The sequence below is a fragment of the Streptomyces sp. NPDC050704 genome (genome assembly GCF_040654355.1).
In the GTDB taxonomy this organism is placed as follows: Bacteria; Actinomycetota; Actinomycetes; order Streptomycetales; family Streptomycetaceae; genus Streptomyces.
This window is the reverse complement of the sequence record NZ_JBFAHW010000044.1, coordinates 30,038-46,550: the sequence shown is the minus strand read 5'-3', so window position 1 is coordinate 46,550 and position 16,513 is coordinate 30,038. Positions and strand designations below refer to the sequence as shown.

The following is a 16,513-nucleotide window of genomic DNA, read 5'->3' as shown; positions in this document are numbered from 1 at the left end:
GGCGAGGTCTCCGCACCAAGCCGCCCGGCGCCGTCCACTCGGGGAGACGGCTCGGGCTCAGACAACCGAATAGGGCACACACATCGGCGCCGTCGCCGCGGATCTCCCGCGGGGCGGCGCCGCTGTGTGCCTCCGGCGGTCGGGCGGGTATGGACTGGACCCGCCTGTATGCCCCGGCGGCCCGGCGTACCGGTGGCCGACTGGGTGCGCTCCCGCCGGTCCGCCCGACAGGCGAGCCAATGCGCCGGCGCGACAGTACGGCGACCCCGGACCCTCGGACCGTCGAAACGCAGCCCGCCGGCCAGCGGCCGGCAGCAGACCGACGGCACGGCGGTCGGCGGTCAGCCGCGTAGAAGCCGCCAACGGGCAGCGGCTACGGGCAGCGGCCGAATGCGGCTGGTGCACGTACCAGTAGGCGGCCGGAACACGGCCCCGGCCTCCGGCAGGTGCGCCGGCAGCCCGCCAGGCGGAGCCGTCTGTTCACGCTCTCCGGCAGTCGGCGGCCAGAGCCAAGGGACGTGCAGGGCCTCCAGCAGCCCGGTGGTCAAGAACCATGGGTGCAGGCCGTCAGCCGGCCCGGCAGAACGGATCCCCTCCCGCACGTCAAGGCATCTAAGGCATCCCGGATATCCCGGCAAGCCGCCCTCGTCGATGCCCGGACCACGTATCCGGACAGCCGCCCGCTCCTCCCCCACCCCCCACCCCGACATCCCGGCACACAAACCCGCCTCACCGCACTCCACCCCGCCCCACCCGCATGCCGCAGCAGGCCGGCGCCCGAGTCCCGTGCCGGTCCAGCGTGTCGTGGAGCCGCTAGCATCGGCCTGCATCGGCGGGCGCTCGCCCGACCCCCAGGCCAGGGAGCGAAACGTGCTGATCACCCACGACACCCGGTGCGCCCTCGACACCGTGGTCGATCTGGTGAACACCGCACCGGAGGACGACACGGCGGACGGGCTCGCGACCCTCGCGGCGCTGGAGGATTTCGTAGCAAACCACGAGATCAGCGATGTCGGGACGCTGACCGAGCTCGATCTCTCGGCGGTACGCAAGATCCGCGGGCGGTTCTCCGGGATCTTCGCGGCGCCCGAGCCCCGGGCCGCCGCCGTGCTCATCAACGAGCTGGTCGCCGCCGCGGGCACCACCCCCCGTCTCACGGATCACGACGGCTACGACTGGCACGTGCACTACTTCGCGCCCGGCGCGTCCGTCGCCGACCATCTCGCGGCCGACTGCGGCATGGCCCTGGCGTTCTTCGTGGTGGCCGGGGAACAGGAACGGCTGCGCCGCTGTGAGGCACCGGACTGCCGGCGCGCTTTCGTCGACCTCTCCCGCAACCGCTCCCGCCGCTACTGCGACAGCCGCACCTGCGGAAACCGCCTGCACGTGGCCGCCTACCGGGCGCGTCGCAAGGAGGCGGCGGGCTGACGGAGTCCTCGGCGGGTGACGCCAGGGACTCCGCGTACGGCTCAGAGCAGCAGCAGATCGTGCAGCGAAGCCATGAGCAGCAGACAGCCGATCACCGCAAGGAAGATCATCAGCGGTGGCTGGGAAAGCGCGAAGAGACAACCTCGCCGCTCCTCGGGAGGAGCCGCGGTGTCGCTCTGTGTTGTGTCCAGCATCTCGCGGGCGATGATGACGCAGCCGCCACTCCCGACGCGATCAACACGCCCGGTTTATGGGGGAGTTTGCCGAAATCCGTGACACAGCGGTCCAAGATCTGGGACAACCGGCTCGGCGCCGCCCCTTCAGGACACCGCCCGGCTCACTGTGTCGTTTCAGAGCGTCATATGCCGTGCTTCTTGAGGATGGCCTCGATGTCGCTGAAGTCGTCACCGGACTCGGCCGCGCGGGGCTTGGCCGCGGGGCGGGTGGCGGGCGGACGGGCCACCCCCTGGCCGAGCGAGGGTGCCGAGGCCGCGGGGGCCACCGCCTCGCGCTGCGCGGAGCGGGCCGCCCTGCGCTCCTTGCGCGTGCCGCCACGGCGCCGCTCGACGGCGCGCGTGGTCACGAACAGCAGCCAGGCGCCGCCGAGCACCCCGAAGCCCGCCCAGGCCGTCGGGCTGAAGGCGGTCTCGGCCACCCATTCGACGGCCCCTGTCATCACCAGGCCGACGGGGACCAGCGAGTAGGCGGCGAGACGGGCCGCCGCGAGGAAGCGCTTGCGGTACGCGGTGACCGCGGCGATGCCCAAGCCGGCCGCGGAGACGGCGGAGCAGACGGTCTCGGCAATCATCCGGTCCTCCAGCAGGGCTCGGTCGGGCAGAGTCGCTTCGTCCCCTCCATCCTGCACCGCTCGGTGCCCGGTATGCCATGGTCCGGGAAGACCTCAGGGACATATCCGGGTCGGCTCCTCCTCAGGGCCCGGTCCCGGACCGTCCCGGGGGTCATTCGGAGTGGGCGAGGTCCCGGTTGGGCCGGGAGGGCAGTGCTGGGACACTGGGGTCCATGAGCGATTCCTCCCCCGTAAGCCCCGCCGTCCCCGTCCTGGACGTCTGGTGCGAGCTCCAGTGCCCGGACTGCCGTAGCGCCCTGGACGACCTGCACGCGCTGCGCGCCCGCTACGGCGACCGGCTGGAGCTGCGGCTGAGGCACTTCCCCCTGGAGAAGCACAAGCACGCGTTCGCGGCCGCGCAGGCCGCCGAGGAAGCCGCCGAACAGGGGCAGGCCTGGCCGTACGTCGAGGCGGTACTGGGGCGGGTGGCGGAGCTGGACCGTAAGGGAGAACCCCTCCTGGTCGAGGTGGCGCGCGGACTCGGCCTGGACGCCGAGGAGTTCGACACCGCCCTCATCGACGGCCGGCACATCCTGATCGTCGACGCCGACCAGGCCGAGGGCAAGGCCATCGGCGTGACCGGCACCCCGACGTACGTCATCGACGGCGAGTTCCTCGACGGCGGCAAGAGCCAGGAGGGGCTGCGCGAGCGGATCGAGGAGATCGTGGACCGCCTGCTGGCCGGGCAGGAGGCCTGATCGCCGCGAAGGCCCGCCCTCTGCAGAAGGTTCTCGTAGGCGCTCTACAGCAGGTTCTTGTAGAGGTGGTGGGTGGTCGTCTCGTAGCCGAGTGAGTCGTAGAGCCGCTCGGCCGGGGCGTTCCCGGCGAAGACGTTCAGGCGGATGCCGGTCCTTCCGACGGCGATGGCCTGCGCCTCCGCCAGCAGCAACAGCGAACGGCCGTACCCCCGCCCCCGGTACCGCTCATCGGCCTCGACGTCGTACACGAAGGCCCAGCCGTCGTGCGACCCCAGCCACAGCCTGCCGACCGGCGTCCCCTCGTGTTCCAGGACGCTGAACTCCATGCCCTCGCTGCTGAGCCCGTCCGGCAGTGAAGTGGCCTGCTCCCGCTCGCACTTGGCGCGGGCCTCGGCCTCGGGCACCCCGCGAGCGGTCCAGTCCTGAACGTAGTCCTCGTTCGCCCGCTCCATCCAGGACCCGAACTCGGCCTCGGTCATGGGACGTCCCCGGCTGCCGGCGGGCAGTTCGGGAGGAGTCCCGTCGAGCCGCTTCTCCATGTTGCGGTTGCGCGGGACATAGCCGAGCGCAGTGGCCAGCCGCAGGGCGGCCTCCGCATCGGCCGGCACCGCCGCCTCGATCCGCGCGCAGCCCCAGCCGCGCGCCACCTCCTCGGCGGCGAGCGCGGCCACGGTGCCGCGCCCGCGCCTGCGGTCCGGCTCCTCGATCCGCAGTTCGCGGATCTGGGCGACCGACCGCCCGAAGGCGGGGCTGGTCGCGAGGTGTATCGCACCGACGGGACGGCTGTTCACACACACTTGGTAGTGGCGCGAACGCGTCCCGTCGGCGGCGTGCTGAAGCGGCTCGGTCGGCCGCAGGGTGGTGGTCATCAAGGGTGTTGTACCCGTACCGCGGCCTCAGGGCATCCGGTTAACGGGATGACCTGGGACCGTGGGCCGAGTTACGGATCGAGGTCGTCGCCGGCCCGCTCGTCGAAGATCCGCATCGCCTTGGCGGTCACCGGGCCCGGTGCGCCCGGCAGTTCGCGCCCGTCGACCCGGTGCACGGCCTGCACATCGCGCAGGGTCGAGGTCAGGAAGACCTCCTCGGCCCGCTCCAGGACGTCCAGCGGAAGGTCGGTCTCCCTGGCGCCCGTCCACTCGACGGTGAGGGCCCGCGTGATGCCGGCGAGACAGCCGGAGGCGACCGGCGGGGTGTGGATCTCACCGTCGAGGACGACGAAGACATTGGAGCCCGTGCCCTCGCACAGCTGCCCCACCGTGTTGGCGAACAGCGCCTCGGACGCGCCCTGTTCGCGGGCGCGGGCGAGGGCGACGACGTTCTCGGCGTACGAGGTCGTCTTGAGGCCGGTGAGCGCGCCGCGTTCGTTGCGGGTCCACGGCACGGTGATCACGGCGGTGGAGTCGGGGCGGCGGGTGGTCCCGCCCAGGGCGACGACCAGGGTCGGTCCGTGCTCCCCGCGGTCGGAGCCGAGCGGGCCGTGGCCCCCGGTGTACGTGATCCGCAGGCGGCCGAGCGGCATCGGGTTGGCGTCCAGGACGGCGGCGCAGGCCCGGCGCACCTCGTCGAGATCGGGCTCGGGCAGCCCGAGGCCGCGCGCCGAGCGCGCCAGCCGGTCGAGGTGGCGGGTGAGCGCGAACGTACGGCCGTCGAGCACCTTCACGGTCTCGAAGATGCCGTCGCCCACGGTCAGCCCGTGGTCGAAGACGGAGACACGGGCCGACTCGATGTCCTGCAGCCCGCCGTCGAGCCAGATCTTCACGTGGGGGTCCCTCCGCTCGCGTCGTACGCCCCTGGATACACCCCTGACGCTACAGCGAGCAGTCGCGCGGCTTTCAGTTCGGTCTCCCGCCACTCGCGCTCGGGGTCGGATCCCCAGGTGATCCCCGCGCCGGAGCCGAAGCGCAGCACGGCCGCGTCCTCGGCGGACCGGTCGATCCAGAAGGTGCGGATGCCCACGGCCAGCTCTCCGGTCCCGCGGTCGGCGTCGACCCAGCCGATGCCGCCGCAGTACGGGCCGCGGGGCGCCGTCTCCAGGGCCTCGATGATCCGCAGGGCGCTGGACTTGGGGGCGCCGGTGACGGAGCCGGGCGGGAAGGTCGCGGCCAGCAGTTCCGGCCAGCCGGCGTCCTCGCGCAGTTCGCCGCGGACCGTGGAGACGAGGTGGACCAGACCCGGATGCTTCTCCACGACGCACAGGTCGGGCACGGTCACGGTCCCCGTCGCGCACACCCGGCCCAGGTCGTTGCGCACCAGGTCCACGATCATCACGTTCTCGGCGTAGTCCTTCTCCAGAAGATCCGCTTCGGTGCGCCCGGTGCCCTTGATGGGCCCCGAGTCGACGACACGACCGCTGCGGCGCAGGAAGAGTTCGGGGGACGCGGTGGCGATCTCCACCCCGTGGCGGGGCAGGCGAATCGTTCCGGCATACGGCGCCGGGTTGCCGCGGGCCAGCAGGGCGGTCAGCGCGTCCACGTCGGCGTCCGGCGCGACGGGTGCGGACAGGACCCGGCAGAGGTTCGCCTGGTACACCTCGCCGGCCGCGATGTGCTCCCGGATACGGCGTACGCCCGCCATGTACGCGACGCGGTCGAGCGACGACGCCCAGTCACCGGCAGTCGGCCCCCGCCACTCCCCCGGCACCGGCGCGGGCACCGGCTCTCGTCGTACGTCCGCGAAACGGGCGCATACCAGACGCCCCTCGAAGTCGGCGCTCACGGCCCAGAAGCCACCGGAGTCCAGGGCCGCGGGGTCGCCGGTGACGTCGACGAGACCGGTCGCGACGAGGCCGCCGAAGCGGGCGAGAGCTGGGAGGTCGTGCACGGCTGTGAGTCTATGGTGGGTGACCAACGGGTGCCCCGGCCGTGTCGTCGAGCGGACGCAGCGCAGCACGCTGCACAAACGCGTTTTTGTACTGGCCCCGGAATCCGCTAGAGTTCAACACGTCGCCGGGACGCGCAAGCGGCTCGGAAACGACAAGCGGACGTAGCTCAGTTGGTAGAGCGCAACCTTGCCAAGGTTGAGGTCGCCAGTTCGAACCTGGTCGTCCGCTCGCAGGAAGTGGGGGCTCTTCCCGGGCCCCCGACTCCTGGTGGAGTGGCCGAGAGGCGAGGCAACGGCCTGCAAAGCCGTCTACACGGGTTCAAATCCCGTCTCCACCTCCAAGGACGATTAGCTCAGCGGGAGAGCGCTTCCCTGACACGGAAGAGGTCACTGGTTCAATCCCAGTATCGTCCACACAGGCCAGAGGCCGTTTCCCGATACGGGAGACGGCCTCTGGTGCGTAGCGAGTGACTATCTGCGTGACTACCGATCCTCGCCGCCCTCAAAGATGCGGTCCATGGTCACCGCTCCCGTCTGGATCACAGGGCGGATCTGCTTCCGGTAGACCTTCTCCGTGACAGCCGTACTGGAGTGCCCCACGAGCCGAGAGATCTCCTCCAGCGGTACGCCGTTGTCGGAGAGCAGGGACACGAAGCTGTGCCGGAGCTCCCGGGGTGTCCAGTCCGCAGAGTCAAGACCGTCCACCGCAGCAAGGACGCGCCGATAGGCACGCCGCACGTTGGCCGCGTCGAGCTCTGTGCCGACTGCGGACGTGAAGACGAGCCCCTTCTCCTTCCACTGCTCCCCCGCCTTCTCACGCTCCCGATCCTGCGCTTTCCGCTGCTCGGTCAGCGCCTCCACACAGCGAGCAGGCAGCGCGAGCGTGCGCCTCGACTTCCGGGTCTTGGTATCCCCGCTCGCACGGACGGAACGCCAGACAGCGATGTGCGGCGGGATCGGGGGATCCGCGTCCGGCGTCCCTTCGAGGTCCACGTGATCCCACGTGAGCGGGCGCAGCTCCTCCGTCCGACCGCCAGTGAGGAGAGACAGCACGATGTACGCGTGCAGCGGCGTGTCAGCGGCAGCGTCCAGCACCGCCTCAGCCTGTACGAGGGTGAGCGCTTTGGAGGGACGCCCCTCCTGGCCGGTCGGAACGGAGCACAGCTCAACGACGTTGCGCTTCACCTTGTCCCGCACCATGGCCCGCTTGACCGCTCGGTTCAAACACGACCGGATCACTTGCAGCGTGCTCGTACTGAGCACCTTGGCCTTGTCAGCCAGCCACTTGTCCACCTCGTCGGCGGTCAAGTCGCGGAGCTTCCGCGCTCCGAGCGCCGGAATGATGTGCCGCCGACAGAGGGTCGTGTACTTGGCCACGGTCGCCCCGTCCAGTCCCGCCAAGCCGTAGGCCAGCCAGTCATCAACAGCGTGCTTGACCGTGTAGCCCGAGGGTGCGATGGCAAGGCCGTCTTCGTAGTCCCGAATGACCTCCTTCAGCTTGGCTTTGGCCTCCGTCTTGGTCCGGCCACTGCCCCGCTTGACGATCCGCTTTCCTCGCCCGTCATAGCCCAAGCTGACCGTTGCAATCCAGCGCTGGCGCTTGTCGTCCCAGTGAAGTCCGCCGTCTCCCCTGCTACGTCGCTTCGTCACCGGTCGCCTCCCGCCTCGTGTTCGAGGAGCGCGACATACTCATGGACCGCCGAGGCAGGGATGCGGTGTGCACGCCCTTGCTTCACCGTACGAAGGCGCCCAGCGCGGATCTGCTCATAGATCACGGTTCGGCTGAGGTTGAGCACCCTCACGACGTCTTTGATCCGGTAGAGGAGTGGTTCGTCAGCCAGGCCGTACTCAACGGCGGTCGCCATGCTCACCACTCCCTCTCAGTAGGCAGCGAGACGAGTTCCTCGCGGGCGGTTTCGCGGTTGAGTTGGAGGTCGCGGGCGATGGTGGCGGCGAGGGCGGATTCGCCGGGGGTGTGGCCGTGGCCGGCGTACTGCCAGGAGGCGAGGACGAGCACGGTGTCCGGCTCGGTGTCGTCGAGGCCGCAGGCTTCGCGTTCCTGGGAAGCGCGGTAGTCGGCTCGGATCTGCCGGAGCGCGCCGAGGGTGGTGGAGTAGCGGCGGGACTTGGAGGAGAAGTGACCGCGAAAGCCGAGCATGTGAGCCCAGGCCCGTAGCCGACGGTCTGGGTAGAGGGGTTCGAGGTCGAAGCAGGCCTCGATGAGCCGGCGAGAGTGGTCGGGCACGCCGAGCAGAACGGGCGCTTCGCGGTTGCCGATCGGGCGGTCGAGGGTGCCGGTCGTTTCGGCAGCTTTGGTGGCGTACTTGGCGACGTAGGACGCAACGGCCTGTTCGGTGATGTCCGTACCGTCGCCGAACGCCTTGACCGGCCGGATGTCGAGCTGGGTGCCCCACTGGAAGGTGCGGGCCGGCTCGTTGCCCACGGCGGGTACAGAGACGGTGGCGTAGCGGTGCACGGCGGCGGCGCGGATCGCGGCGGTGAGGAGTTCGACGGTGGCCCAGGACGGTGGTGGGTCTTCGGGGCCGTCGGGTCCGTCGAGGCGGATCACGGCGTGGAAGTGGACGGCGCCGCGCTTTTGGAATTCGGCGACCTTGCCGTACGAGACCCGTGCGGTGTCGGCGAGTTCGCGTTGGGTGAGGCCGGCGCGGGCGGCGATCTCGCGGCGCAGTCGTTTGATGAACCGGTGCCACAGGTCGCCGGCGTGGTTGTTGAAGAGCACCGCGCCCGCGTAGTCGTAGGTCGCTGGGTCGAGCGCCGTGCCCAGTATCGAGTCATCGTCGGCGTGGCGGGCACCGCAGCGGCAGCGTCCGTGGGTGGGCCGGTTGTGAACGGGTCCGAAGGAGGGGGCGGTGAGGGTGGTGAAGACGCGGGGGTGTTCGCGGACGGTGGCGGGGATGTCGTGGCGGTCGTCGCCGGCGAGTCCGGCGCGGATGAGGTGGTAGGTGTCCCCGGCGTACATCCAGGCGCAGGCCGGGCAGCGCGAGGCACGGCGGTTGCCGCAGGCGATGCGCAGCCGGCCACCCGGTTCACCTTCGGTGCTGTAGTGGTGCAGCGTCTCGCCGGTCGCCTTGTCCTTGGTGAGTGTCCAGCCGGTCAGGTGGATCGGGTCGGCACAGCCACCGGTGCGTTTGATCTGGTCTTGCCAGCGGTCGAAGCCCGGAGCCCCGGCCACCCGCAGCATGTCGGCGAGGGTGTCCGGGGCCAAGCCCGCGAGTGTCGCGGCGTCAGACACGGGCCGCCTCCCGCCGACGGGCCGGAACGGTGCCGGTGCCGTGGCAGGCCGGGCAGGCGACACGGATGGTCTGGCGGGAGCCGTCGCGGTGACGGGCGCCGGTGGTGATCGCGGCGACGGGGAAGCCGTCGCAGTGCGAGCAAATGGGCGTGTTCAAGACGTACTGAGGCATGATGGTGCTTCCCTTTCGGGTCCGTTGGATCGGGAAGGTGGGAAGGCGCCCGGAGCGGCGGAAACCTGGCAGTGGAGGCCGCTCCGGGGGCCGGTCAGCGTCGCTTGGCGTCGGTGGTCACCAGGGAGCGGATGACCAGGGCGCAGATGGCGAGCGAGGCGCCGGTGAGGGCCACGGCGAGCAGCATGGAGACCAGGACGGCGCCGACCACCAGGGCCACGGCGGTGCCGGCTCCGGCCACGGCCACGACCGCGCCGGGAGTGAGCTGGACGCTCGGACGGACCGGAGCGGGGCTCTGGCAGTGACAGGCGGTCGGGGCGTGGCCGGCATGCGGCTCGATCGGGGTCGGCGTGTAAACCGGGATTACCTCCCCGGTGGGGGTGGGGTTGACCGGGACGCGGGGCTGGAACATGAGCTGAACTCCCTTCTCTGCGGGGCTACTTGGTGGCGGTGTCGATGGCGGGGGCAAGGAAGCTGTCGGCGAGCAGGTAGCCGCCGATCAGCAGGACGATGACGAGCCAGAGCGGCGGGCGGACGAGCTTGATGCCGACCAGGCCGACGCAGGCGATGAAGAACCACAGCGGCACAGACACGGCAGGTCTCCTCTCGGGTCAGCGGACCGGGCAGCGGTGGCCCTGGGCGGCGATCATGGCGGGGCTGACGTCGTCGTACTCGACGGACCAACCGCAGTCCTCGGCCGCGCAGGCGGCGACGTACTTGATCTCGCCCCGGCGTCCGTGGGCGGTGCCGACGGTGACCTTGCCGACGTGATGCAGTTCGCGCCAGATCTGGTAGAGGCCCATGGGTAGTGCTCCTTTCGGATTCAGGTGAGTTGGGTAGCGATCGCGTCCGCCATCGGGGCAGGAACCCCGAGACGAGCGCGCAGGGTGTCGGTGTCGATCCGAGTCCCGGTACGCGTTTGGTGGTCGTCGGCGACCTTGCGGGCGTGGGCGACCAGCGCGGGGGGAACCTGCGGAACCGGCTCAGGGGCGGCGGCGGGCAGCGCCGGAACGTCCTCGGCAGCAGCCAGCCGGGCGGCGTGCGGCTCGGGGACGGGGTCCGGCTCGATGCGCTCCGGTTCGGGGGCCGGGGCTGCGGATGCCGCAGGAGTCGACATCCGGTCGCCGGTCGTGGGCGAGTGGGCCAGGAGGGTGCCGCCGAGGAAGGCCAGTGCTGGCCAGCCGGCGACGAGGATGCGCAGCCAGGCCGGAACGTCCTTCAGGTTCAGGAGTCCGGCGGTGGCGACGTTGGCGCCGAGCGAGGCGACCAGGGCGATCAGGAACCAGGACCAAGCCAGCCGGGACGGGCCATCGGTGCGCAGCCGGCGCCATGCGGCCACGAACAGCAGGTCGACCGAGATCGGGTAGGCCCAGGCTTTCCAGCCGGTCTGTCCGGCGGCGGCGGCCAGGTCGTGCAGGTGGGCGAAGGACAGCGCCCCGGCAATCACGGCCTGGACGAGTACGGCGTCCGGGCGGATCGAGCGAGTCATGTCCTCACCTCCTTCGGGGAAGTTGGGCCGGGACCGGGCGGGGAACGTGTCCAGCCGCCCGGCCCCGGCGGGTTCAGTCGGTGGCCTGGCCGGAGCCGAAGCAGGCGAGACAGATGCCGGTCTGCCGGCCGACGACGCGCTGTTTGCGACCCACACGAACGGCGCGGTCAACCTCGCCGGAGCCGTCGCAGGTCGGGCACTTCGCGGTCTCCGACACGGGCGCCTTACGGCAGGCGGTCGTCTTGCGCGCGGCCACGATGGTCACCGGTCCTGACCGGGGTCGGCGGTGTCCTCGGGCTCTTCGTCGCGGTAGGCGTCCATGAGGTCCGGCGAGTTGTTCCACGCGGACAGCAAGGCGGACTCCAGCGGATCAACCGGACCCGGCGGCGGGGTGCGCTCGGGGAACGGGATGACGGTCAAAGTGATCACTCCGTTTCGGGCATGGGCGGGGTAGGGACAGGGCGCGAGACGGTCACGCCAACCGATCGAGCGGGATGAGGCTCAGGCGGCTTCGGCCACCGTCGGCGCCTCGACGGGCGCGAGATCCAGCACGGGCCGGAAGCGGGCCAACTCCGGGAGATCCGGGGTCAGGTGGGCGTGCCGGTTGCAGGCGGACACGGCTTGCCGCATCGAGGTGTGCGGGGTGCGGATGCGGGTCCACTCACCGGTGGAGTAGCCCACTACGGCCATCCCGCGACGGGTGTTGGGGATCTGCGTGGCGGCGAACACCGCGTGCGGCGAGATGTCGCCGAAGGCCATCTTGGCGGTGGATTCGTCGTTGACGCGGTGCACGGTCCGGCCGGTCAACTGGGCCCGCAGCATGGTGATGCCGTCGCCGAGTTCGGAGCCGAAGCGCTGCCCGTAGATGTCCAGGAAGACACCGGCGGCGCGGCCGAGCTGCGCGAGGCGGATCAAGGCGGTGATGATCCGGTCCCGGCGTGGGTCGTTGCGCTTGCTGCTCATCGCGAGTTCCGCGATCTCGTCGATGGTGACCACGATCGGCACCGGGCGCAGCGCTGCGGGCAGGTCCCAGATGTTCGCGGCGATCTCCGCATCCGGAGTATCCGCGCTGATCCGCTGTTCGCGGCGGATCACGTCATAGGTGCCCTCCATCCGGACTACCAGCGCTTCGAGGAGATCGGCCGCGTCGTCGGGGTTGTCCGCCAGGGCGGAGAACCGGCGGGCGAACGGGGCGAGTTCGATCTTCTTGCAGTCGATGCCGACCAGCGCGACCGGCTGCGCAGCGAGTTCTTTGATCACGGTGCGCTGAAACACGGACTTGCCCGACTGGGTGGCGCCGGCCGTCACCGAGTGCGGCACCTCGCGGTAGTCCCGGTAGTGGACCGATCCGTCCTCCACCAGCGCGACCGGGATCTTCAACAGGCCACGGTCGGTCTTGGCGGGCATCTGCACGTGTTTGAGCACGTCGTAGCCGGTCAAGGCCATCTCGACAACGCCCGGCTTCGCCTCGCGGGAGGTGACCTGATGGACGCCGAAGGAGTGGCGCAGTCGGTCGGCGGCGGCGGAGAACTCGAACGCGTCCTGACCGGGCCGCATCTTGATCCGTAGCCGGACGCCGGTGCGGGTCGGGCGCAGCCACAGCAGCCGGGGGATGCGCTGCTGCGGAGTCGGCTTCTTGGACCAGCGGGCCAACGCCAGCCGCAGGCGGGAGGCCGGGACGGTGAGGTGACAGGCGTCCATCACGGCCGCGTAGCGAAAGCGGATGCGCAGCGCGGCGAGCAGGATGCCGAAGATCAGCCAGTACCAGGCGGGACGGCGCCACTTCAGCAGCAGCGCCACCCCGACCACGACCGCAAGCGCGATCAGTAACCAGCTCATCGTCAGGCCGCCTTGGGCTTCGAGGCGCCGGCGGCCAGCGAGGTCACGGCGACCGCACGGAAGCTGATCCCGTGCCGCTTCTGGCCGTTGAACTCGTTCTCCCACGGCCGGGCGACCAGGCCGGTCAGCGCGACCGGGGTACCCATGGCCAGCTCACCGGAGATGTCCGGCTCGGTCACCGTGATGGACACGACCTCGGCGTTGCCGTTCATCACGAACAGCACGTCCACGGTCATCAGCGTGTGACCGGTGTCGGTGTCAGTGGCGATCACGCCGTTCTTCTTGTCGCGCATCTTGATCTGCGGAGGCTGAGCGACCATCAAGGTCGCGCCGTTCGTGTCGACGGGGATCTGACGCATTATGGAACTCCCTTTTCCGAGGGGCGGGAGCGGCGGACTACTTGGCGGTGGGTCGCCGCTCCTGTGTGTTGTTGGTCTTGGTCCGCAGGCAGACGGCCACGGACACTCGCGTTCCAAACTGGTGCGCACCAATAGATTCCATCTGGTGCGCACCAGATGTCAAGCCCTGTCGCGATCCGGCTTCTTCAACTCGCCTTCCTGCGACGCTTCTAGACAACCGCGTACGCCAACTCCCCGGTAGCCAACAGGGGTTAACGTGGTTTGGGTTAACCCCTGACGACCTGCGCCGATGTGAGGCATGCTGCTGTTACGGCTCAGGACTCACATGCAGGGCGGTGCACGTGGCGAACGGACTCCGGGCAGCGAGGAGTGCGCGCGAGTGGTCGCAAGAGCGGCTGATCCGAGAGATCGAGCGGCACGCGCGGCAACACCTGCTCACGATCGCGTCCACGGCTAGCCTGCGCGTCTACGTCTCGGAGTGGGAGAACGACAGACGCCCGATCACGGAGCGGTACGCGAAGATCCTTCGAGCATTGCTCGGGATCACCGACGATGAGCTGTACGGCAGGCACACCGCGCCGGCAGTCCCAGAAACCGACGGGTATGAGGACCTGGTGAGCCGTATCGACGCAGCCCGCAGCGTCAGTATCACCATGGTGAAGACGTTCATGGACCAGACCGAACTACTGCGAACCGTCGATCGTCAGATGGGCGCGGCCAGTCTCGTCGACCAGATGACCGGGCATCTGTCGACCCTCGAAGATGCCTTGACCTTTGCCGTGCTCCCCGACACGCGACGACCCATCGCTGAGGCACTTGCCGGAGCGGCAACGCTCGCCGCATGGCAGGCCCTTGATGTCGGAGCCGTCGAACGAGCGTGGCGGCACTACGAGTTAGGCAAGCACGCGGCCAAGGAAGCCGAAGCTCCGATGTACCTCGCGCACGCCACGGCCGAGCAGGCGTACGTACTCTGCGACGCGGGCCGACCAGCCGTAGCGGTCGAGCTGATCAGGGATGCCCAAAGAGCCGGCGGGAAGGCCATGTCTCCCCGGCTTCGAGCATGGCTCTACGCTGCCGAGGCCGAGATCTGTGCCAAAGCCAATATGCCCGACGACTGCCGCCGAGCGCTGGATCACGCCATGCAATGCCTGCCATCAGGTGAAGAGGCTCGCGACCCGGACATGTTGAGCATCTTCCTGAATGAAGGTCACCTGAGCCGATGGCGGGGCAATGCCCTCGCGCTGCTTGGCGATAACGACGCGGTAGACAACCTGTACGTAGCCCTTGACGCCGTAGACCCGACGTTCATCCGAGCAACAGCGGGACTTCGGTGCGATCTTGCACAGGCTCATCTGGCCCGTGACGAGTACGACCAGGCGACCGATCATCTTCGGCAAGCGCGTCTCCTCGCGAACCGCACCGGATCAGTCCGTCACCGGCGCCGGATCGAGCAGCTCACGCAGCGGTTGTAGGGGGCTTCCCACCAGTCCGCGAGGCAAGCACGTGAAGGAGCCCCACGAGGGTTCCCGAGCCCATCAGGTCCCCGCGCGCCATAAGCCCAGGGATGTCGACGAGCGGCACCCACGCGACGTGTCCGGCCTCTTCGACATCCGTTGGGTCACCGACATACTTGGCACCACGGCCCACATAGATCTCATGCGGCGAGTCGACCATGCCGACCATGGGCTGATAGGTGACCGCGTGCTTCAGATCATCGGGGCGCCAACCGGTCTCTTCCTCGACCTCCCGGGCAGCAGCCGCAGAGGGATCCTCGCCCTCGTCGACGATGCCACCGGGTAGCTCCCAGCCGAAGGAGTCGGGCACGAAGCGGTAGCGCCAGAGCATCAGTACTCGATCCTGATCATCGAGTACTGCGGCGATCGCGACATGGTGTAGCCGCACTACGTGATGCTCGAACCGTTCCACACCGGGCGGCTCAACGTCGACCAGCCCGAGCTTTACCCACTGGTTGTCGTAGAGGGTCCGTTCCCCGTGGATCTGCCACGGTTCCAAGTCTGTCGGTGTCTCCACCGAGACAGCATGTTCGGGGACGCGGTATGCGCTTCGCTCATGCACTTCCACGAGGCCTTCGAGCGCAAGGCGGCCCAGGACGACGCGCAGTTGAGTACGCCCGATGTCGAGGTCTTCGATCAGCGTGCGCTCGGAAGGGAGCTTGGACCCCGGCGGGTACTTGCCCGTTGAGATCCATTCGCGAATCGTGCGGTCGACCCGCGCCGACTTCGTTTCCATCCGTTGAGCACACTCCCCGATGTCATCAGCTGGCCCGCACCAGCGTAGCCGTGGAGCCTGACACTCGACAGAGGCGATCTCCGAGGGTGCCGAGTCTCAGTTGATGAATGACGGGTTGGCGTCGGTGATGCAGGTCAGGAGCGCAGCCAGGCATGCTGATGCCTGGCAACGGCGTAGACCTGTTCCACCTGGCGCAGAGTGAGCTTGCCGGAGAGCGGACCGAGCGCCGACACTTCCCGCTCCTGATAAACCCGCACCGTGTATTGCGTGGCGGCCCGCTGCAACGCGGCTACGCCGACGAAGACCAGGACCGGTTCCACAGGAACGGCGAACTCGCAGTGCCGTTCCAGGACCGCTTGGGCGTACGCGGCTTCCGCCTTGCTAGATGCCACATACGGCACCGGCGGGCCACCGTTGACCTTGGCCATCTCGTCACCGATCCACACTGAAGCCCCGGAGTGGTGTTTGGTGTTGATGCTGAATACCCCACCAGGACCGATCAGCAAATGATCGATGTCGCCACCGTTACTCTTGGGTACACCGTGCAGGACCCGCCAGCCATAGACGGACAGGCGCCGTAACTCTCGGCCTACTCGCCGCTCACCCTCTAAACCGGTGTACCAGGAATCCCACTCCGAGGAACGCCTTAGCACTTTGGACCACGCTCGCTGAGCCGGCGACGGGCCACGAGCGGCGATAGCTTCAAGGAGCTTGGCACCCGGACGGTTCTCTCCAAGATCGTTGGCGACGGTCATTTCTGGCAGTTTCAACGGCCGATCGCGCCGGCGGACAGCGGACGGCTCGGACTGTCGAGAACGTTCCGCCGATCCTGCTTCAGGCGGCGCAACGGGTTGGGATGATGCGGGGTGAACGGTCGCCGAGTCGCCGAGATGTTGACGCAGTAGGGTCACAGCCTCACGTCGGTGTTTCTGTACCTTGATCGTGATGACTTTGGTGGCACGGTCTGCCCACGCAACAGCAGTGCCGTCCGGCAGGTTCACGTACAGCCGATCTCTGCCGTGCCGCTTCCACGGGTTCACCGTGAGATCACTCATTGGCCGCCCCCGAACGCTGCTGTCCCCACATACATGGCAGCAGCCGACCGCGAGCCCGGCAAGAGCGCGTTGCGGTCAGACTTTCCCTACATCATCAAGGCTCGCTCCGCTCGCGGCCGCTTGATCGGCCGCGAGCGCCAACCACCCTTCCCCGAGGCGACCAGCCCCGGTGACGCGGGATAGCCCACCGCGTACCGCCGCCGCGATCCGACCTGGGAGGGGAAGGACATCAGCAGCCGTAGGGCCGCAAGCGCACGCGCATAAAACACCCCATCAAGACCACCAGACCCGAGCAGCCCA

22 protein-coding genes and 3 tRNA genes are annotated in these 16,513 nt (G+C 69.0%); 6 read left to right on the top strand and 19 right to left on the bottom strand.

What is annotated here, in order from left to right; translation table 11 throughout:
* Positions 1–870: 870 nt before the first annotated feature.
* Complete coding sequence (locus tag AB0I18_RS25410) at positions 871–1,428, top strand: CGNR zinc finger domain-containing protein (protein ID WP_363107861.1); 558 nt, start codon at positions 871–873, stop codon at positions 1,426–1,428.
* A 41-nt stretch (positions 1,429–1,469) separates the two neighbouring features.
* Here AB0I18_RS25410 and AB0I18_RS25405 read toward each other — a convergent pair whose 3' ends face one another.
* Both AB0I18_RS25405 and AB0I18_RS25400 read right to left on the bottom strand, forming a co-directional pair.
* Entirely contained in the window at positions 1,470–1,622 is a 153-nt protein-coding gene (locus AB0I18_RS25405; protein ID WP_010988207.1) for a hypothetical protein, read from the bottom strand.
* A 164-nt stretch (positions 1,623–1,786) separates the two neighbouring features.
* The gene (locus AB0I18_RS25400) at positions 1,787–2,236 is read right to left on the bottom strand and encodes a hypothetical protein (protein ID WP_363107860.1); all 450 of its coding nucleotides are present in this window, start codon (positions 2,234–2,236) and stop codon (positions 1,787–1,789) included.
* 212 nt (positions 2,237–2,448) lie between these two features.
* Between AB0I18_RS25400 and AB0I18_RS25395 the strand changes: the two genes are divergently transcribed.
* On the top strand, positions 2,449–2,973 hold the full coding sequence (locus AB0I18_RS25395; protein WP_363107859.1) for a DsbA family protein: 525 nt from the start codon (positions 2,449–2,451) through the stop codon (positions 2,971–2,973).
* 44 nt (positions 2,974–3,017) lie between these two features.
* On the opposite strand, the gene AB0I18_RS25390 is transcribed toward AB0I18_RS25395, so the two are convergent.
* The 3 genes from AB0I18_RS25390 to AB0I18_RS25380 form a co-directional block, all read right to left on the bottom strand.
* Positions 3,018–3,842 (bottom strand): GNAT family N-acetyltransferase, encoded by an 825-nt coding sequence (locus AB0I18_RS25390; RefSeq protein WP_363107858.1) that lies wholly within the window; start codon positions 3,840–3,842, stop codon positions 3,018–3,020.
* Between the two features lie 71 nt (positions 3,843–3,913).
* A complete protein-coding gene (locus AB0I18_RS25385) occupies positions 3,914–4,735 on the bottom strand; it encodes an aminodeoxychorismate lyase (protein WP_363107857.1) in 822 nt (273 codons plus the stop codon).
* The gene (locus tag AB0I18_RS25380; RefSeq protein ID WP_363107856.1) at positions 4,732–5,796 is read right to left on the bottom strand and encodes a chorismate-binding protein; all 1,065 of its coding nucleotides are present in this window, start codon (positions 5,794–5,796) and stop codon (positions 4,732–4,734) included. Before AB0I18_RS25380 ends, AB0I18_RS25385 begins: the two co-directional genes overlap by 4 nt.
* Before the next feature lie 156 nt (positions 5,797–5,952).
* Between AB0I18_RS25380 and AB0I18_RS25375 the strand changes: the two genes are divergently transcribed.
* The 3 genes from AB0I18_RS25375 to AB0I18_RS25365 all read left to right on the top strand — a co-directional run bounded on the left by AB0I18_RS25375 (position 5,953) and on the right by AB0I18_RS25365 (position 6,210).
* Positions 5,953–6,025: transfer RNA gene (locus AB0I18_RS25375), tRNA-Gly, on the top strand.
* Between the two features lie 38 nt (positions 6,026–6,063).
* Positions 6,064–6,137 (top strand) — tRNA-Cys (locus AB0I18_RS25370).
* Position 6,138: 1 nt separating this feature from the next.
* Positions 6,139–6,210, top strand: a tRNA-Val gene (locus AB0I18_RS25365).
* Positions 6,211–6,279: 69 nt separating this feature from the next.
* On the opposite strand, the gene AB0I18_RS25360 is transcribed toward AB0I18_RS25365, so the two are convergent.
* The 12 genes from AB0I18_RS25360 to AB0I18_RS25305 all read right to left on the bottom strand — a co-directional run bounded on the left by AB0I18_RS25360 (position 6,280) and on the right by AB0I18_RS25305 (position 12,908).
* On the bottom strand, positions 6,280–7,446 hold the full coding sequence (locus AB0I18_RS25360) for a tyrosine-type recombinase/integrase (protein WP_363107855.1): 1,167 nt from the start codon (positions 7,444–7,446) through the stop codon (positions 6,280–6,282).
* Positions 7,443–7,661: a helix-turn-helix domain-containing protein gene (locus AB0I18_RS25355; protein ID WP_363107854.1), complete on the bottom strand. Its 219-nt coding sequence runs from the start codon at positions 7,659–7,661 to the stop codon at positions 7,443–7,445. The genes AB0I18_RS25360 and AB0I18_RS25355 overlap by 4 nt, the downstream gene beginning before the upstream one ends.
* A 2-nt stretch (positions 7,662–7,663) precedes the next feature.
* On the bottom strand, positions 7,664–9,049 hold the full coding sequence (gene repSA, locus AB0I18_RS25350; RefSeq protein ID WP_363107853.1) for a replication initiator protein RepSA: 1,386 nt from the start codon (positions 9,047–9,049) through the stop codon (positions 7,664–7,666).
* A complete protein-coding gene (locus AB0I18_RS25345) occupies positions 9,042–9,221 on the bottom strand; it encodes a hypothetical protein (protein WP_363107852.1) in 180 nt (59 codons plus the stop codon). Before AB0I18_RS25345 ends, repSA begins: the two co-directional genes overlap by 8 nt.
* Before the next feature lie 94 nt (positions 9,222–9,315).
* The gene (locus AB0I18_RS25340) at positions 9,316–9,633 is read right to left on the bottom strand and encodes a SpdD-like protein (protein ID WP_363107851.1); all 318 of its coding nucleotides are present in this window, start codon (positions 9,631–9,633) and stop codon (positions 9,316–9,318) included.
* Between the two features lie 25 nt (positions 9,634–9,658).
* Positions 9,659–9,814 (bottom strand): hypothetical protein, encoded by a 156-nt coding sequence (locus AB0I18_RS25335; protein ID WP_344393631.1) that lies wholly within the window; start codon positions 9,812–9,814, stop codon positions 9,659–9,661.
* A gap of 18 nt (positions 9,815–9,832) precedes the next feature.
* On the bottom strand, positions 9,833–10,024 hold the full coding sequence (locus tag AB0I18_RS25330) for a mobile element transfer protein (protein ID WP_363107850.1): 192 nt from the start codon (positions 10,022–10,024) through the stop codon (positions 9,833–9,835).
* 20 nt (positions 10,025–10,044) lie between these two features.
* Positions 10,045–10,710, bottom strand: a complete 666-nt coding sequence (locus AB0I18_RS25325; protein ID WP_363107849.1) for a DUF2637 domain-containing protein — start codon at positions 10,708–10,710, stop codon at positions 10,045–10,047.
* A gap of 73 nt (positions 10,711–10,783) precedes the next feature.
* Positions 10,784–10,975 carry a hypothetical protein gene (locus tag AB0I18_RS25320; protein WP_363107892.1) on the bottom strand — a complete coding sequence of 64 codons (192 nt, stop codon included), beginning with the start codon at positions 10,973–10,975 and terminating at the stop codon, positions 10,784–10,786.
* Positions 10,972–11,130, bottom strand: a complete 159-nt coding sequence (locus tag AB0I18_RS25315; RefSeq protein WP_363107848.1) for a hypothetical protein — start codon at positions 11,128–11,130, stop codon at positions 10,972–10,974. Before AB0I18_RS25315 ends, AB0I18_RS25320 begins: the two co-directional genes overlap by 4 nt.
* 81 nt (positions 11,131–11,211) lie before the next feature.
* Positions 11,212–12,549 carry an FtsK/SpoIIIE domain-containing protein gene (locus AB0I18_RS25310; RefSeq protein WP_363107847.1) on the bottom strand — a complete coding sequence of 446 codons (1,338 nt, stop codon included), beginning with the start codon at positions 12,547–12,549 and terminating at the stop codon, positions 11,212–11,214.
* Positions 12,550–12,551: 2 nt separating this feature from the next.
* A complete protein-coding gene (locus AB0I18_RS25305; protein WP_363107846.1) occupies positions 12,552–12,908 on the bottom strand; it encodes a hypothetical protein in 357 nt (118 codons plus the stop codon).
* Between the two features lie 431 nt (positions 12,909–13,339).
* Here AB0I18_RS25305 and AB0I18_RS25300 point away from each other — a divergent pair, with 431 nt between their 5' ends.
* Complete coding sequence (locus tag AB0I18_RS25300) at positions 13,340–14,380, top strand: XRE family transcriptional regulator (protein WP_363107889.1); 1,041 nt, start codon at positions 13,340–13,342, stop codon at positions 14,378–14,380.
* On the opposite strand, the gene AB0I18_RS25295 is transcribed toward AB0I18_RS25300, so the two are convergent.
* Positions 14,364–15,158 (bottom strand): NUDIX domain-containing protein, encoded by a 795-nt coding sequence (locus tag AB0I18_RS25295; protein ID WP_363107845.1) that lies wholly within the window; start codon positions 15,156–15,158, stop codon positions 14,364–14,366. The two genes, AB0I18_RS25300 and AB0I18_RS25295, sit on opposite strands and share 17 nt — an antisense overlap.
* 134 nt (positions 15,159–15,292) lie before the next feature.
* Entirely contained in the window at positions 15,293–16,213 is a 921-nt protein-coding gene (locus AB0I18_RS25290) for a nuclease-related domain-containing protein (protein WP_363107844.1), read from the bottom strand.
* Between the last annotated feature and the right edge of the window lie 300 nt (positions 16,214–16,513).

Coding starts and splice junctions, on each gene's coding strand:
- AB0I18_RS25405 (WP_010988207.1), bottom strand. CDS start 1,622: ATGCTGGACACAACACAGAGCGACACCGCGGCTCCTCCCGAGGAGCGG.
- AB0I18_RS25400 (WP_363107860.1), bottom strand. CDS start 2,236: ATGATTGCCGAGACCGTCTGCTCCGCCGTCTCCGCGGCCGGCTTGGGC.
- AB0I18_RS25395 (WP_363107859.1), top strand. CDS start 2,449: ATGAGCGATTCCTCCCCCGTAAGCCCCGCCGTCCCCGTCCTGGACGTC.
- AB0I18_RS25390 (WP_363107858.1), bottom strand. CDS start 3,842: ATGACCACCACCCTGCGGCCGACCGAGCCGCTTCAGCACGCCGCCGAC.
- AB0I18_RS25355 (WP_363107854.1), bottom strand. CDS start 7,661: ATGGCGACCGCCGTTGAGTACGGCCTGGCTGACGAACCACTCCTCTAC.
- AB0I18_RS25345 (WP_363107852.1), bottom strand. CDS start 9,221: ATGCCTCAGTACGTCTTGAACACGCCCATTTGCTCGCACTGCGACGGC.
- AB0I18_RS25340 (WP_363107851.1), bottom strand. CDS start 9,633: ATGTTCCAGCCCCGCGTCCCGGTCAACCCCACCCCCACCGGGGAGGTA.
- AB0I18_RS25330 (WP_363107850.1), bottom strand. CDS start 10,024: ATGGGCCTCTACCAGATCTGGCGCGAACTGCATCACGTCGGCAAGGTC.
- AB0I18_RS25325 (WP_363107849.1), bottom strand. CDS start 10,710: ATGACTCGCTCGATCCGCCCGGACGCCGTACTCGTCCAGGCCGTGATT.
- AB0I18_RS25310 (WP_363107847.1), bottom strand. CDS start 12,549: ATGAGCTGGTTACTGATCGCGCTTGCGGTCGTGGTCGGGGTGGCGCTG.
- AB0I18_RS25305 (WP_363107846.1), bottom strand. CDS start 12,908: ATGCGTCAGATCCCCGTCGACACGAACGGCGCGACCTTGATGGTCGCT.
- AB0I18_RS25295 (WP_363107845.1), bottom strand. CDS start 15,158: ATGGAAACGAAGTCGGCGCGGGTCGACCGCACGATTCGCGAATGGATC.
- AB0I18_RS25290 (WP_363107844.1), bottom strand. CDS start 16,213: ATGAGTGATCTCACGGTGAACCCGTGGAAGCGGCACGGCAGAGATCGG.